General features: G+C 40.7%; 17 protein-coding genes and 1 rRNA gene. 1 reads left to right on the top strand and 17 read right to left on the bottom strand.

Annotated features, from left to right (window positions below):
• Window positions 1–54 precede the first annotated feature (54 nt).
• The 5 genes from rsmA to metG all read right to left on the bottom strand — a co-directional run bounded on the left by rsmA (window position 55) and on the right by metG (window position 6,384).
• On the bottom strand, window positions 55–945 hold the full coding sequence (gene rsmA / locus CVD28_RS24160) for a 16S rRNA (adenine(1518)-N(6)/adenine(1519)-N(6))-dimethyltransferase RsmA (protein WP_101597267.1): 891 nt from the start codon (window positions 943–945) through the stop codon (window positions 55–57).
• Complete coding sequence (gene rnmV, locus CVD28_RS24155) at window positions 938–1,498, bottom strand: ribonuclease M5 (protein WP_101597266.1); 561 nt, start codon at window positions 1,496–1,498, stop codon at window positions 938–940. The genes rsmA and rnmV overlap by 8 nt, the downstream gene beginning before the upstream one ends.
• Before the next feature lie 293 nt (window positions 1,499–1,791).
• On the bottom strand, window positions 1,792–2,991 hold the full coding sequence (locus tag CVD28_RS24150; RefSeq protein ID WP_101597265.1) for a G5 and 3D domain-containing protein: 1,200 nt from the start codon (window positions 2,989–2,991) through the stop codon (window positions 1,792–1,794).
• A gap of 242 nt (window positions 2,992–3,233) precedes the next feature.
• Window positions 3,234–4,001, bottom strand: coding sequence for a TatD family hydrolase (locus CVD28_RS24145; protein WP_101597264.1), 768 nt, complete (start codon window positions 3,999–4,001; stop codon window positions 3,234–3,236).
• Between the two features lie 382 nt (window positions 4,002–4,383).
• Window positions 4,384–6,384, bottom strand: a complete 2,001-nt coding sequence (metG, locus tag CVD28_RS24140) for a methionine--tRNA ligase (RefSeq protein WP_101597263.1) — start codon at window positions 6,382–6,384, stop codon at window positions 4,384–4,386.
• A 566-nt stretch (window positions 6,385–6,950) separates the two neighbouring features.
• On the opposite strand from metG, the gene CVD28_RS24135 reads away from it, so the two are divergent.
• Entirely contained in the window at window positions 6,951–7,241 is a 291-nt protein-coding gene (locus CVD28_RS24135) for an AbrB/MazE/SpoVT family DNA-binding domain-containing protein (protein ID WP_180954300.1), read from the top strand.
• Between the two features lie 146 nt (window positions 7,242–7,387).
• Here CVD28_RS24135 and rsmI read toward each other — a convergent pair whose 3' ends face one another.
• The 12 genes from rsmI to rrf all read right to left on the bottom strand — a co-directional run bounded on the left by rsmI (window position 7,388) and on the right by rrf (window position 15,983).
• Window positions 7,388–8,263 carry a 16S rRNA (cytidine(1402)-2'-O)-methyltransferase gene (rsmI, locus tag CVD28_RS24130; RefSeq protein WP_101597261.1) on the bottom strand — a complete coding sequence of 292 codons (876 nt, stop codon included), beginning with the start codon at window positions 8,261–8,263 and terminating at the stop codon, window positions 7,388–7,390.
• Window positions 8,241–8,528: a GIY-YIG nuclease family protein gene (locus CVD28_RS24125; RefSeq protein WP_101597260.1), complete on the bottom strand. Its 288-nt coding sequence runs from the start codon at window positions 8,526–8,528 to the stop codon at window positions 8,241–8,243. Before CVD28_RS24125 ends, rsmI begins: the two co-directional genes overlap by 23 nt.
• A complete protein-coding gene (locus tag CVD28_RS24120) occupies window positions 8,515–9,258 on the bottom strand; it encodes a tRNA1(Val) (adenine(37)-N6)-methyltransferase (RefSeq protein WP_101597306.1) in 744 nt (247 codons plus the stop codon). Before CVD28_RS24120 ends, CVD28_RS24125 begins: the two co-directional genes overlap by 14 nt.
• Before the next feature lie 334 nt (window positions 9,259–9,592).
• Window positions 9,593–9,961, bottom strand: a complete 369-nt coding sequence (yabA, locus tag CVD28_RS24115; protein ID WP_101597259.1) for a DNA replication initiation control protein YabA — start codon at window positions 9,959–9,961, stop codon at window positions 9,593–9,595.
• Between the two features lie 13 nt (window positions 9,962–9,974).
• The gene (locus CVD28_RS24110; protein WP_101597258.1) at window positions 9,975–10,805 is read right to left on the bottom strand and encodes a PSP1 domain-containing protein; all 831 of its coding nucleotides are present in this window, start codon (window positions 10,803–10,805) and stop codon (window positions 9,975–9,977) included.
• A complete protein-coding gene (gene holB / locus CVD28_RS24105; protein WP_101597257.1) occupies window positions 10,798–11,805 on the bottom strand; it encodes a DNA polymerase III subunit delta' in 1,008 nt (335 codons plus the stop codon). Before holB ends, CVD28_RS24110 begins: the two co-directional genes overlap by 8 nt.
• Before the next feature lie 14 nt (window positions 11,806–11,819).
• Window positions 11,820–12,260 (bottom strand): YaaR family protein, encoded by a 441-nt coding sequence (locus CVD28_RS24100; protein ID WP_101597256.1) that lies wholly within the window; start codon window positions 12,258–12,260, stop codon window positions 11,820–11,822.
• Window positions 12,261–12,274: 14 nt separating this feature from the next.
• Window positions 12,275–12,604, bottom strand: a complete 330-nt coding sequence (locus CVD28_RS24095) for a cyclic-di-AMP receptor (RefSeq protein WP_101597255.1) — start codon at window positions 12,602–12,604, stop codon at window positions 12,275–12,277.
• Window positions 12,605–12,916: 312 nt separating this feature from the next.
• On the bottom strand, window positions 12,917–13,558 hold the full coding sequence (gene tmk, locus CVD28_RS24090) for a dTMP kinase (protein ID WP_101597254.1): 642 nt from the start codon (window positions 13,556–13,558) through the stop codon (window positions 12,917–12,919).
• 63 nt (window positions 13,559–13,621) lie between these two features.
• Window positions 13,622–15,049, bottom strand: a complete 1,428-nt coding sequence (locus CVD28_RS24085; RefSeq protein ID WP_101597253.1) for an aminotransferase class I/II-fold pyridoxal phosphate-dependent enzyme — start codon at window positions 15,047–15,049, stop codon at window positions 13,622–13,624.
• Window positions 15,050–15,187: 138 nt separating this feature from the next.
• Window positions 15,188–15,406 (bottom strand): sigma factor G inhibitor Gin, encoded by a 219-nt coding sequence (locus CVD28_RS24080; RefSeq protein WP_101597252.1) that lies wholly within the window; start codon window positions 15,404–15,406, stop codon window positions 15,188–15,190.
• A 461-nt stretch (window positions 15,407–15,867) separates the two neighbouring features.
• A 5S ribosomal RNA gene (rrf, locus tag CVD28_RS24075) occupies window positions 15,868–15,983 on the bottom strand.
• Window positions 15,984–16,142: the final 159 nt, after the last annotated feature.

Below are 16,142 nucleotides of genomic sequence, written 5' to 3'. Positions count from 1 at the left end.
CAGGTAAAGGAAAACCCCTGTCACAGGGGAATTATGACAAGGGTTCTGCAGCTTCTATTCTATTAACGATTCGGAAAATCCATGCAGCTCGTCACTCAGCCGAGCGAATTCTTCTATAGATAAAGTTTCTCCCCTCCGGGTCGGGTCAATTCCCGATGAACCCAGTGCAGCAAGAATCTCTTCTTTCTTTTCCTTACCGTTTGGCAGCTGGCTAGTCAGGTTATTTAAAATAGTCTTTCTCCTCTGAGCAAAACTCACCCTTACAACATGGAAGAAAAAGGCCTCATCCTTTACTTCTACTATTGGCTTGTTCCTTTTAGTTAGCCTAATAACTGCTGAATCCACATTCGGCTGCGGCACAAATACTGTTTTAGGAACAACCATAACCGTTTCTGCTTTTGTATAATATTGAATTGCAATCGATAAAGAACCATACTCCTTTGTTCCCGGGACAGCCGCAATCCGATCCGCTACTTCCTTTTGGAGCATACAAACAATTCCGCGGATTGGCAAATGTTCTTCCAAAAGCTTCATAATAATGGGTGTGGTTACATAGTAAGGGAGATTCGCTACAACCATTAAGTCTTTAATATCTGAAAATTCTTCCTTAATAGCCTCCATAACATCCGCCTTTAGAATATCCTGGTGGATGATCTTCACATTTTCGTAGGGCGATAAAGTTTCTTTAAGGATTGGCAGCAGCCTCTGATCAATTTCAAAAGCGACAACCTTTTTGCTGCGCTTGGCCAGCTGTTCTGTCAGCGCCCCTATTCCGGGTCCAATTTCAATCGCTCCGCTTTCCTCGGTCAATTCTGCATGATCCACAATTCGTCCTAAAATATTTGTATCGATAAGAAAATTTTGGCCTAGGCTCTTTTTAAAAGAGAAGCCATATTTTTCAAGTATTGCTTTGGTCCTTATGGGAGTTGCAATGTCTTTATGCATGCTCTTCCTCCTGTCTAATCTGCGTCAGCGCCTTTACTAATTCCTCTTTGCTAATTTGGAACATCTTCAGCCGTTTATACAGCTGTTTGCCATTCGTGTGGCCTATTTTAAGCAATAGGCCAAGCTTTTCCCGCCGTTCCCTTGAACCTGCCCCGCCTACGAGACCAGCATCCATCAAGTCTTCTGCTGAGATTTCCTCTTTTGCCTCTTCTAGCATGATCTGCGCTTCCTTTAAGGCATTGCGGATTGATTCCGGGGAAGCATGCTCAACACCAATCCCTTTTCCAGACTTGGGCAGTGCTTCCTTTTTCGGCAGAAAAGCATGCTTACAGCCCGGCACCTTTTCGGCAATAGTTTTTCGGATTTTTTCACCCGGGTAATCAGGATCTGTAAAAATAATCACGCCGCGTATTCTTTGGGCATGCTGAACTTGTTCGATTACGCTATCATTTACGGCTGAACCATTTGTTTCAATTGTATCGGCATCAACAGCCCTTTTAATTGCAACTGTATCATCTTTTCCTTCAACCACTATTATTTCTTTTATTTTCATTTTTTCCTCCGAACATGTGAAACAATATCTTTTTAAAATCGTCTAATAAGTAAAAGGATTTTTTCTTTAGCTGGTTTAAGATTCAGCACTCGCGAACTTAGCTTCTCTTCCCCTGTCAGGGCGCTTGCACTTTTCTTAGTATCTTTTTATATTACAACAAATATCATGAAGAATGAAATGTGACCCGACTATTAGCTGATTTTTCTCCAGCATTTTATAAACGGTGAACATGTCACTTTTCTGTCAGCATTAAAAAGACAGGGGTTCATGTCCCCTGCCAAAGCTTTTTATCTTTAGTTTAGCACCTTGATCTTTACCTTTTTTGATCCCCACCGGTAAGCAGTTGATTTAGAAGGGAAAAACACGTCTATTTTATGGCCTCTAATCGCTCCCCCTGTATCGGCGGCGATTGCGTATCCATATCCTTCTACATAAACCTTAGAACCAAGTGGTATAACGCTTGGATCAACTGCAATAACTTTAGCGCCTGGATTACTTCTCAAGTTAAGGCCAGTTGCTGTCACTCCTGAACACCCATTACAGCTTGCTGTATATGCCGTTGAAGATACATAGAATTCCTTTCCGCTTCCAGAAGATGCATACTGATCTGAGCCACCGCGTGATACTTGCGCGATAAGCTGTTTAGACCCTACAGCTACTACTTTATCCTTTTTGGCGCGTACCATTTTCTCTGAAAGAAGCGTGCGTTTTATTTCTTTTCCATTTTCCTTAACCACTTCATATTGTTTCGATACAAGACCCTTTTGACCTTCTTTGATTACTTTTTCTTTTCCCTTTTGAAGGCTGCTGTCTTTCTTGGTTACTACTGCGAAGTTAATTGGTTCTTCCACTACATCGGTGACTTTTTCTACTCGCACGACATTTATAACGCTGTTTGCCTGAACTTGTTCACCTAATCCTGGTTCAACCCGGTCAAAGTCATTAAGTTTGACACCTTGCTGTTCTAAAAAGTCAGCGACCGTAGTCGAAGTTGACCAAACCTGCTGTTCGATCCCGCTATCCACTATTTTTAATGGGAATGCTTTTTCGATAGCTATTTTCATTTTGCTTTGAAGCACCGTTTCAAGGGGTTGGCTAACCTTATCCTTTTCGTTTACCTCTAGCTTCTCTTCCTTCAACAGTTCCCCGACAGTTTCAGCCGTCGTCCAGACATTTGCACTCTGATTGTTTTGAATGATTTCAATTTGACGGGCTGGCTTCCAAACCACATTCAAATTTTCCTTGATTTTTGTATCCTTCGAGGGATATAGATAGTCTTCCGCATGAACGGTAATCTCTAAATCTTTCAAAATACCTTCAATCGTTGGTGCATGTGTCTTAACGACTTTCTTTTGCCCATCTAACGTGAGAGCTACTGTGTTCTTCGTTCCTTGGTAAAGTAACAGCCCCATTGCCCCTGTAAATACAGTTAGGCCCGTGATCACAATGGCTAATTTCTTTTTCCCAAAAGATCTGGAAAATAGGTTTTTCATGTTAAATGAATAAATGAAAAACTCCTCCTTCCTCTCGGTGATTGATTATAAAGACATTCTAATCAAGGTGTCAACCTAAACACTATTCCGCGGAAAGTATCTCTTATTATGCATACTCTCTCTTAAAAAGGAAAGGGTGACTTCTCGACATGGTTATCCTATGAAATGAATGAGAATTGTAGAACTTTTTAGAAACAAGTTTTTCTAGTACAAGTTCATGCAAAATATGACAAAAACCTCTGTCAGGATATGCCGAATAATTTCTTTGCATTTGCCGTAGTCACAGCTGCAACCTCTTCAAATGACACATTTTTTATTTCTGCGATTTGCTCTGCTACTAGTTTTACATATCCCGGCTCATTCCGCTTTCCACGGTGTGGGTGCGGAGTAAGATACGGACAATCCGTTTCAATCAGCAGGCGGTCAAACGGAACAGCAGCAGCTACCTCTTTAGGTTTCTTCGCGTTCTTGAAAGTCACCGGACCCCCAAGTGAAATATAGAAATTCATCTCCACACATTCCAGTGCTGTTTCAGCGCTTCCACTAAAGCAATGCATGATACCGCCTACCTCCGCTGCGTTCTCTTCCTTTAGAATTTCTACTATATCTGCTGTAGCTTCCCGATTATGTATCATGATTGGAAGATTGACCTTTTTCGCAAGCCGAATCTGTTTTCGGAACACTTCCTTTTGAATCTCCTTAGGCGACTTATCCCAATGGTAGTCCAAACCCATTTCTCCAATTGCTACTACTTTTGGGTGGCTGGCAAGATCTTCAATCCATTTCAGATCATCATCGGTCATATCAATAGCATCAACCGGATGCCAGCCGACACATGCATAAATAAATTCGTATTTCTCTGTTAACTCCATGGCACTTGTGATCGTAGGCTGGTCAAACCCTACTACTACAATGTTGCTAACACCCTCCTTTCTGGCTCTTTCAATCACCTGTTCCAAATCTTCTTCATATTGCTGAGCGTTTAAGTGAGCATGTGTATCAAAAAGCATGTGGTTCTTCCTCTCTAGCATCTAGTGTATTAACCAATCATACAAACAATGTTTAACAGTTTTGTAACAAAAACATTACAGAGACAAAACACCTTGATTTCCTTGGCTTAAAATTATTTATATTCTACATAGACAAGCATGTTTTGAAAAACAATATGCTCTTCGACTATTCCCTTTTATTTTTCGGGAGAAAGACTTTACTCTATACCATTATTTTTTAAAATATTATTTTAAGATAAATAAATTTTCCATCATCGTTAATCTGCTTTGAATAAAAAAAAAAAAACACAGACGAGAATTTCCATATAATAAATATTATTTTAAACAAATAAAAAAAGCATACCAATGTTCCACATGAAACAATTGGTATGCTTGGATTTTTTTATTTTACTTTTGATCCATTTGGCAATGAGCCATCAACAGTGGCTAGTGAAAGCTCCCCATCCTGGCTCCCAGCGAGAATCATCCCTTGTGAAAGCTCCCCGCGAAGTTTAACAGGCTTTAAATTGGTGATGCATATCACTTTTTTTCCTACCAGATCTTCTGGCTTGTAGTATTGAGCAATACCGGATACTACCTGTCTCTTTTCATATCCGAGATCCAGCTGCAGCTTCAATAGTTTATCCGTTTTTTTGACTGGCTCTGCGTGAAGAACTTCAGCAACGCGTAAATCAACTTTCATAAAGTCATCAATCGCAATTTCATCAGCTTCCGGAACATTCACTGTTTTTGTCTCTTTCTTTTCTTCCGTTTCTCCGGTAATTCCGCCCTGCATCTTCGATTTAATGTACTCAATCTCTTCCTGAAGCTCAAGACGAGGGAAGATTGGGTCGCCCTTCACTACCTTAGTGCCGGAAGCTATCAGGCCAAACTGTTCTAAACTATCCCAAGACTTTAAAGCTTCATCCTCGATTCCAAGCTGGGCATAAATCTTTTCAGGTGTCTGTGTCATGAAAGGCTGGAGCAGGATCGCAATCCTCCTTAGTGTTTCAGCAAGATGGACCATCACGCTTGCAAGTTCACCCTGGCTTCCTTCATCCTTTGCAAGTGCCCAAGGCTTTGTTTCATCAATATACTTATTAGTCCTGCTTACTAGCTGCCATACCGTTGATAGGGCAACTGAAAAGCTCATATGTTCCATAGCCTCTTCATAGTTAACTACTGTTTCCTTATTAGCCTGAAGAAGAGCGTTGTCAAATTCTTTCTCCGAGTCTTTATAGTCTGGTATGATACCATCGAAATATTTATCAACCATCGCTACCGTTCTGTTTAGAAGGTTACCAAGGTCATTGGCTAAGTCAAAATTAATTCTTTCCGCAAAGCCCTCTGGCGTAAAAACGCCATCGGATCCAAATGGCACTTCACGAAGTAAATAATAACGCAGTGCATCAAGTCCATATCGGTCAATCAGTGTCGCAGGATCAACGACATTTCCCTTAGACTTTGACATTTTCCCATCCTTCATTAAAAGCCAGCCATGTGCAAATACTTGTTTAGGCAGCGGAAGATCAAGTGCCATTAGCATAATCGGCCAGTAAATTGTATGGAAGCGGGCAATCTCCTTACTCATAAGGTGCACATCAGCCGGCCAATAATTTAAATAATTAGCATCATTATCTGTCCCATACCCAAGAGCCGTAATATAATTGGAAAGCGCATCAATCCAGACGTAAATTACATGTTTTGGATCGCCAGGAACCTTGATTCCCCAGTCGAATGTTGTCCTGGAAACAGCCAAGTCTTCTAATCCAGGTTTGATAAAGTTATTAATCATTTCATTCTTTCGGGATTCTGGCTGGATAAAATTAGGATTCTGCTCATAATACTCAAGCAGTCGGTCAGCATACTTGCCCATCCTGAAGAAATAAGATTCTTCTTTGACAAGTTCTACTGAATGGCCGCTGTCAGGGCTTTTTCCGCCAATTATTTTTCCGTTTTCATCATAAACCGGATCAACTAATTGCAGTTCAGTATAATAGGTCTCATCGGAAACCGAATACCAGCCTTCATATTCATCCAGATAAATATCGCCTTGTTCCATCAATTGACGGAACATTTTGGTGACAACTTCTTTATGCCGTTCATCTGTAGTACGGATAAAATCATCATATGATATATCCATTTTTTTCCACAGTTTTTTAATGCCGGAAACGATCTCATCTACATAAGCCTGAGGGGTGACCCCTGCTTCCTCGGCCTTACGCTGGATCTTCTGACCGTGCTCATCCGTTCCAGTCAGGTATCGCACATCAAAGCCCCTCATACGTTTATAGCGGGCCATTGCATCTCCTGCCACTGTTGTATAAGCATGTCCTATATGTAAATTTCCGCTTGGATAATAAATAGGTGTTGTGATATAAAATGTATTTAACTTATCCTTCATCTCGTTCCCTCCAATTTATTTCTGTTGGTGCTGAATGAACAGCACAACTGCCGAATAACCGTATTCTCACTACTTATACTACCATCTTAACCCTCTTTTACTGAATAAAAAAAGAGAAATTCTTCTATAATTTTCTTTTCTAAAGATTTACAAAGATTCCATATATACACTGGTGGTCATTATGTCAGCATTACCTATTTTACTGATAAAATATACATATGGAAAGCGCAAACGACCTTATATTCAGAAATGATAATACTTATTTTCACAATTGGTTATTACAATTCCATTACTTAATTAACAACGCTATTTATGTCGAATTGAGTCGATTATATTGTCGATATTTTCACAGATTTTGAACTTCTTGTCCAATAATGCGGATTATTATTTATCTTTTGATCTTTCTTAACCCTTATGGTTACTGGACTTTTATTACAAATGTAAATTGTTGCTATAAAATCATTGACGAATATGGGAATGGCTGGTATATTTAATATATATAAAAACTTTGTCGAATTATGACGAAAATAGATATAAAATCGGGATCTAAACGTTCGAGAGGGGAATTGGGTATGAAGTCAACAGGTATTGTAAGAAAAGTGGATGAATTGGGCCGTGTAGTTATTCCTATTGAATTGCGCCGTACTCTGGGAATTGCTGAAAAAGACGCTTTGGAAATCTACGTTGATGATGAGCGTATCGTCTTAAAGAAATATAAGCCAAACATGGTTTGCCAGGTTACGGGCGAAGTATCAGATGAGAATATCTCATTAGCTGGCGGTAAATTAGTTCTTAGCCGTGAAGGCGCAGAACAATTATTTAAAGAAATCCGCGAAACATTTGAAGTATCGAAATAATTAACCGCATCCGCGGATGATATATACAAAATGCCCTTGCCGCTTCTAGGCAAGGGTTTTTTGTATATATCATCATAACAATGAGTTAACTGCATCAAATCTTTAAAATCTAACATCCTTCGCCGGACTGGATTTCCTGAATGCTTTTATTCTATATGATAAGCCTGATACACATCCCGTTTATTAATGTCACGGTCTTTAGCTGCAAGCTTAATGGCCTCTTTTGAGGAAACACCCTTGCTTTCGATATAAAAATCGACATGTTCTTCGATCGTTTTGCTTTCCCACCATTTAACTTCAGGTTCATCATCTGCTTCAGAGGCTCCCTCTATCACAAGGCAAAATTCACCTCGTATTTCTGAATTCAAAGCCCAATCTAGGGCTTCACTGACTGAACAGCGGATGAATTCTTCAAACTTTTTTGTAAGCTCTCTGCAAAGCACGATTTGCCTGTTGCCTGCCACTTCAAGAAGCAGCTTTAAGGTTTCCTTTAGCCGGTGTGGAGACTCATATAGGATAAAGGTAGACTGGATTTTTTTCAAATCCTCCAGCTCCCGCCTTTTCTCTTTTGCTCCTCTTTGCAAAAATCCATAAAAGTAAAAGGGCTGCGGCGGTAAGCCCGAAGCAATCAAGGCCGTAAGCGCTGCATTTGCCCCCGGAAGCGGAATAACTGTAACCTTTTCCTCTAGAGCTTCTTGTACAAGCTCGTAGCCGGGATCAGATATGGTTGGCATACCTGCATCGCTGACAAGGGCAATCGTTTGGCCGGATTTAAGCCTTTCGATCATTTTTCTTCCGCTTGCCTGCTTATTGTGTTCATGGTAACTAACTACAGGTGTTTCAATCTCGAAGTAATTGCAAAGTTTTTTCGTGTTTCGGGTATCCTCAGCGGCGATGACATCCGCTTCCTTAAGAATTCGCAAAGCCCTGTAGCTAATATCCTCTAAATTTCCGATCGGGGTAGGGACCAAATAAAGAGCGGGTTCCTGCCCTTCTTTTTCAAAGCTCTTCTGCTGCCACATTGAAAAAATCCGACTCCTTCTCAATAAATTCTAACTTAATCGGCCTTCTTAACTGTTTAAATCGATACTCCGCTTTCATAGCTTCTGTTTTAGAAGGAAACTCTTTAGAAAAAACGAGTTCAACAGGTCCCCTGCCGCGTGTATACTTTGCCGCTTTTCCCGCATTATGCAGACTTATTCTTTTAGACAAGTCATTTGTATAACCCGCATATAGACTGCCATCCCTGCATCGCAATACATAAAAAAAGTGTTTATTCATCGCCATATAATATCTTACGTATATCAGGTGTATATTCATTGTGCTCATTATAGACAATTAGCGGCGGCAGTATTTTCAGATCAGGTTTTCCATCCTTGATTCCCTCAATAAGGATGGTATTAGATTCTTTCGACAGTTTCGGATAGACAAACTGCAACCGCTTTGGTTCAATTCGATATTTCTTCATTAAGCTTAAAATATCCATTAATCTTCCTGGACGATGAACAAATGCAGCCTTTCCACCCTGGCGAAGCAGCTGGCTGCTTACCTGAATGACATCCTCTAAGGTACACAAAATTTCATGCCTAGCAATGGCCAGATGTTCATTCAGATTTATTTCATCACTTGATGGAGTTGGAAAATAAGGGGGATTGCAGGTTACAACTTCATATTTTCCATGACCGAGCTTTTGGGGCATTTCCTTAATATCACCGTGAATCATGTTAATTTTTTCGGAAAGCTTATTGTATTGCACACTTCTTTGCGCCATATCATAGAGCCTTTCCTGAATTTCTATGCCGCTAATGTTTCCTTTGGTGCGCGTGCTCAACAAAAGAGGAACCACTCCGTTGCCCGAACATAAATCAATCAGCTTACCCTTTTGTATCGGGACCTGTACAAATCGGGAAAGCAAAACGGCATCCAGGGAAAAAGAGAACACAGTGGGGCTCTGGATGATTCTCAATTCCTCTGCCAGCAAATAATCTAGCCGCTCATCTCCTTTAAGCTCAACCATCAATCTGACTTCGACCTCCTGTCATACATCTATGTATTACTTTCTGGACTAAGAAAATCGTAAGCGCCCTTGGAAGAGGAAGACCGGCTAAGGTCGCCACGTCCTCACAAAGCTGACCTTTGTTTCGTGCGAGGTATCGCTTCCGAATCATTCCCTGTCCTGTGGCAACGCCTGCACTCGCACGTCGTGTGCGTCGGGGCTGGGCGCTGGAGCAAAACATCTGTACTTGTTAAAAAAGTTATACTTTCTTGTCAGGTTAAAAAAGCTGGCTATGGAGCGGTCCCTTCTCCTTCACGTTGAAGGAGCGGGACTCTTCCCTAGAGCCAGCCCTGAATTATTTTTTATTTAAAAAGGATAAGCAAAACATGCAATCCCCATCTTTCCTGGGACTTCCAAATTGAAGATTGCAGATATGAAAGCCTTCCTGGTATAGGCGGGCAAGATTATCATATCCTTCCCCGATATCCACCGATTTATTGCCTTTACGGTTACCCTGTTTCTGTTTCTTTTCATCCTTTTGTACAGAGCCGTTCACCCTATCTTGATCTAATCGTCTGCGCAGATTATCGTTTTCAAGCTTTAGTGAATTATTCTCTTCAAGGATTTCAGCTAAATGCTGTTTCAGTGCTCCAAGCTGCTGATATAAATGCCCAATCTGGGCTTCCATATTCGTTACTGAATCAAAGACTTCTTTTTTATCCACGCTCTTCACCACCTTAATAATCTGTGGCTTGAATAGATATGGCTCCCTCTTTTAGAATCTCATCTAAAGTATACTCTAATACTCTTTCTTGTTCGATGATTTCAACCTGAAGCACTCGTTCTAGAATATTAAGCCCTACTACCTTGCCTTTTCCATTAGGGGTATCAATATATTCACCCAGATCAGGAAGTTCTTCCTTCGCACTTTCATATTCATCATTTTCATACTTTAAGCAGCACATTAAGCGGCCGCAAAGCCCGGATATTTTGGTCGGGTTCAGGGAAAGGTTCTGATCTTTAGCCATTTTAATGGAAACTGGTTCAAAATCGCCAAGAAATGTAGAACAGCATAGCATCCTGCCGCATGGCCCAATTCCCCCAAGCATTTTTGCCTCATCACGTACACCGATTTGGCGCAGCTCAATACGGGTCCGGAAAATGGAGGCCAGGTCCTTCACCAGTTCCCGGAAGTCAACACGCCCATCCGCTGTAAAGTAGAAAATGACCTTATTCCGGTCAAATGTATATTCAACATCTACCAGCTTCATATCCAATTGATGTGATTCAACCTTCTGGCAGCACGTTTCGTACGCTTCCTGTGCAGCAGTTTTATTTTCTTCCACAATCAATCGGTCTTTCACATCCGCAATTCGGAGCACCTTTTTCAATGGCAGAACAACATCGTTGTCACCTACTTGTTTGCGGGCTGTCACAACCTTTCCAAACTCTACACCGCGGACAGTTTCCACGATAACATACTCATCCTTTGGTATGATTAAGTCGCCCGGGTCAAAGTAGTATATCTTGCCCGCTTTCTTAAAGCGGACTCCTACAACATCATACAAATGATGATCCCTCCTGCAAATTCAGCACAAGCTGTTCCATCAACAGCTGTGGATTTGTATTGGACATCAGCTTCCTCTTCGCTTCCAAAATAAAGCCCATTTTGTCTGCCAGGCGCTTCTGGGAAATATGGAGAGCGTGAGATTCATATTCACCAATGTTATTTCGGAAAATCACAAGATTTGGCTTGTCCAACTGAATGTATAGTAAATCTTTATAGATAAGAAGTAATAGATCAAGACCACGGTCCAGCTGTTCTTTATCTTTAAAATGCAAAAACCATTCCTCCTGAAGATACAGCAGTGCCTTCAAAGGATTTTGCCTCTGCATTTCATATAATTTTAACACTATTTTTTGGGCTTGTGCAAACCATTCTTCTGCGCTCCATTGCAAACCTTCTTCAAAACTATGAGTTAAGTGGGAAATAATTGATGAAGTTTGAGGATCGACTCCGTTTTCAACCAGTTTTTCTTTAAGCCTTTGGGGAGACAAAGGCTTAAACGTCAACGCCTGGCAGCGGGAAAGGATTGTAGGCAGCATCCGCTGTACCTGTTCGGTAATCAATAAAGCAATAGTGTCTGCATGCGGTTCTTCCAGAAATTTCAATAAACTGTTTGCTGCATTAACAGACATTTTATCAGCATGGACGATTGTATATATCTTTCTTTTGGACTCGACACTTTTTTTCGAAAACTCATCCTGCAAGCTTTTAATTTGTTCTTTTTTGATTGATAACCCATCCGGCTCTACAATATGGACATCTGGGTGATTGCCGCTTGTAATCCGTCTGCAGTTTACACAGTGTTCACAGGGCATATATCCATCAATTAATTCCAAGCATAACAGACTCTTAGAAAACAGCTGGGCCACTTCATGTTTGCCAGTACCCTTTTCTCCTTCTAAAAGGTACGCATGAGCGACCCGGTTCTTTATCATAGTGCTTCTTATCATATTTAAAATCTCAGGCTGAATTTCCTGGAGATCTCTCCAATTTCCTGTCATAAAAATCATCTCGCTTAAGTGTATAAATTAATAAGAAGTCCCTTTATTTCACCGATTTTATTTAGAATATCAATTGAACTTTTTTCCTTGTTGACTACTTCTTCGGTCATCTCGACTAATTTTCCGTCAATCGTTTCCACAGTTTTTAAAGGCCGGTTTTGGCCAAATTGATTCCAGCTGTTTGATTGTTTAAGCTCCATTCCAAAATCCACCGCTTCGCGAACAAATCTTTTTACGAGCATTTTGAATTTTGCAAGGTCCTTAAATGTCCGGGAACGGGCGAGCCTTTCTCCTGCTCCTTCTATATCTACCAACAATTTATTTAAAACATCATATTGCATCTTTTGGTCTTGTTTCTGCACCATCTCTTGGAACCTAATATTACCGCCCGAAAGCTGTTTTGCATCGGTCCTAGGTTTATCTACTTTTACATGCACTTCCTGATTAATTTTCATTTAACAGCACATCCTTAAAATTGAAGGAAATTCTCAATAGGCAATACAAACACCGTCGCGCCGCCAACTTCCACTTGTACCGGATACGGAACGTAAGAGTCAGCATTTCCTCCCATCGGAGACACAGGAGCCACCAGCTGGTCACGGGACTGGCAATTTTCCTTGATAATCTGAAGTGCCTTATCAACGCGAATATCATCCGTACCAATCATAAAGGTCGTATTTCCTGCTTTCAAGAAACCTCCGGTTGTTGCCAGCTTTGTGGCCCTGAAGTTATGTTCCACCAAAGCATTTGATAATTTGTTGCTATCTTTATCCTGTACAACCGCAATGATCATTTTCATCTGTCTATTCCCTCCAATTATAAGATTCCGTTTACTCTGTTATTTCTATTATAACAATTATTTTTACCCAAAACAGAGGCTAATCAGGCATATTCCTTTTAAATAATGAAGAACAGGTACATTTGGGTGCGAATAAAAGATTATATCCACAAGGTTCGCCGTAATTTCATGTCCTTTTTATCTGCCCGGATTCCTGCTTTGGCTATCAGTATATGTTGGAATAAACTAAAATGCGCAATCGGCCCTGACAGAGGATGGATGCTCAAGTGCACCAGTATTAACTAAAAAAATCCCTGCCATAGACGGCAGAGATCATTGAATTTTTCGGCTGATGATGTCCAGCATTTTCGTTTTTGTCTGCTCCAGGACATTCTCTAATTGCTCCCTGGCGTTGATAACTTGAAAACGGCTTGGGTCTTTCTTCATTACAAGAAAGTATCCTTCCCTAACCTTCTTATGAAATTCCAGCTTCTCCAGGTCCAATCTGTTTACTTCCCTGACACCGCTGTTTTGAATCCGTTTTAACCCTTCTTCAGGTTCAATATCGAAAAATAAGGTGGCATCCGGCAAAAATCCTTCAATTGCAAACTGATTTATACTGTAAACTTCATCAATTCCCAGACCCCGTGCATGTCCTTGGTAGGCGAGCGAGCTGTCGATAAATCGATCACATAGAACTATTTTCCCCTGCTCGATAGCTGGCTTAACTCTTTCCACCAAATGCTGCCTTCTCGCAGCTGCATACAACAGAGCTTCGGTTCTGCCATCCATTTCTGTGTTTTGCTTATTTAAAATAACGTGCCGAATCTGCTCAGAAATGGGAATGCCCCCAGGCTCCCGGGTCAGCAGAACATTATAGCCCTGGCCTTCAAGGAATTCGCAAGTTTTCTGTAACACAGTCGTCTTTCCCGCGCCATCAGGTCCCTCAGCTGTGATAAATATTCCTTGTTTCATTATGTAACCCCCAACTTATATATCCGTTTCAGTATACATGATTTCAATACATCAAGGTCTGAATTATTCAAAAATCAATAACTTCCCATCTGATAAAGCTTCACCGCCATGAAATCTGGATCCTGCTTTCATTAGGTCTTGCAGATATCTCATCTTGCCTTCATCGATCCTTTCTCCAGGCATAAATAACGGAATTCCCGGCGGGTAAGGAATGATCATTTCTGCAATAAACTGTCCTTTGCAATCAGCTAAAGATACCCTTCTTTTTTGTTTTTGTTTCATTTCCTTATATGTAAATACAGGCTTAGAAACCGCAACAGTTTTATAAGGGTAAGCTACGCTGGAGATCTCCTCGTCTTTTCCTGCAGCCATTAGAGTCTCTGTTACTCGTTCAATAGTGTCTGTAAGCGGAAAGTTTTTTAATGATAATGGCAAAACAAATAAAACATTCCTTAAATCCGCCATCTCCGAAAATATTCCCTTTTCTTCAAGCAATCTTTGAAACTTGTACCCTGTTATACCCTCTGCCTGAAGGGTAATTTTTAAAGGATCATGACTGAGGCTATCATTTTTAAAAAGCTTGATTCCCGGAATTCCTAAAAGCTGTTTTCTTAGACAGGTGCTCGCTTCCATAAAATCCAGCTTGTCATTTTCCCTATAGGCAGCCGCGAATTTCCTGGCAAGATCAAGCGAAGCCATAATTGGATAAGAGGGACTGCTTGACTGAAGCATCTGGAGGAAAAAACGTATTTTTTCTGAATCAATCTGCTCCCCATTGATATGTAAATACGAACCCATTGTCATTGCAGGAAGTGTCTTATGAGCTGAATGAACGACCACATCCGCGCCTGCGGTTAGTGACGAAATTGGAAAAGGAGCTCCTAGTGCAAAATGGGCTCCATGTGCCTCATCCACCAACACAATTAAACCTTTTCTATGAGCATACGCAATTATTTTAGAGATATCTTCACTTACCCCGTAATAATTGGGGTATGTCAAAATTAGAGCCTTCGCCTCCGGATATAAAGCTGCTGCTTCTGTTACCGTTTGGTGAGATACCCCTCCAGCAAAGCCCCACTCTTCATAATAATCAGGCTCCAGGTATACCGGACTTACATTAGCCAGCATTAAACCATGCAAGATTGATTTATGGCAATTTCGCTGTACCAGAACGGTTTCTCCTTCATTACAGGCGGCGAGAATCATAGCTATATTTCCCGAACTACTTCCATTCACTAAGAAAAAACTTTCCTTTGCGCCATAAAAACCAGCTAACAGCTTCTGTGATTCCAATATAGGGCCCTCAGGTGAATGAAGATCATCAAGACCTGATAATTCAGTTGCATCTAATTGAAGGATATTCTCAAAAAAAGCGTGTCCCTCCTTCTGAAAGACCTTTCCATTTTTATGACCCGGAACATGGAAAGAGATTGGTCTTTTCTCAACATGCCGCAGCAATGCCTCATATAAAGGCGCCCTGTCCTGATTCATCTTCATCTTCCTTACATTATGTCGTCCCGATTATTTTACCAGAGTTTCGTTAAGAGAAACACACTATTGGCGATTGGTGAAAACCCAGCAATAACCTTAAATTGTCCGGAAACTAAAAAAAGGATTCTAAGAACCCTTCTAAGAATAAATCTCTGGTGTGTTCACCTTTTTAAGTTTTTTTAAATAATATCGATACTGCGGATCATTTGTTTCGGTCCTAACCATTTCCTTTTCACAATCTCCGCAAATAAAAGATGTATATAGATGTATGCCTAATAGCTTGGATTGTTCACAAATGATACAGGTTTCACCAACTTTTCTTACAGCAGCTGTTGTTTCCACCCTTTCCACCTCCATGCCCTTATTCTTTCCGGGAACCTGTCATTGTATACAATTTTATGAATTTTTTAACCACCCATTATTCTCCTTTAATAATGTATGTAATACAACCAAACTGTGTGTATGTCTATGGTGAAGTTTTTAAAAAGTATCAAAGTATTTTTAAAATGGTTATCGTGCGCTCTAATTTCACTGCTATTTGTATGTGAAAAGTAAAAGGCTTGAGTGGGAAACGGAGACGATGCACTCTTTACCCGGGAAGCGTTGCCTTTAACCATTTGGCTAAATTAATCGGAGTTTCGGACGAAATTTCATTTTCAACTTACCCTCATCTGCTGCTGAGTATTAGATATATCAGAACTTGCATTCAAATCCGTTACAAAGTATCCTTGTTTTTCTGTAAAAGTTTTTATAAAAAACACCAAAATTATTAAAAAGAACGCAAAAAAACGACCAGCTTTTCAGCTGATCGTTCGTTTGCCTGGCAACGTCCTACTCTCACAGGGGGAATCCCCCAACTACCATCGGCGCTGAAGAGCTTAACTTCCGTGTTCGGGATGGGAACGGGTGTGGCCTCTTCGCCATCATTACCAGACATGCGATTTGTGATGACCATCGACCTTCTTCGTCAGCTTCCCTCACTCATTCCTCACGTATGTAAATACGCTGCGTCATTCGCTCAGTCGCTTCCTCGAATCTCTCGGTCCTGACAAATCTTAATTTTTTTTGAAGAAACGTTGTTCCTTCAAAACTA

The sequence above is a fragment of the Bacillus sp. M6-12 genome, assembly GCF_002860285.1.
GTDB lineage: Bacteria > Bacillota > Bacilli > Bacillales > DSM-1321 > Peribacillus.
Note: the sequence above shows the minus strand (reverse complement) of the source record. Positions and strands in the feature narration are given on the sequence as shown.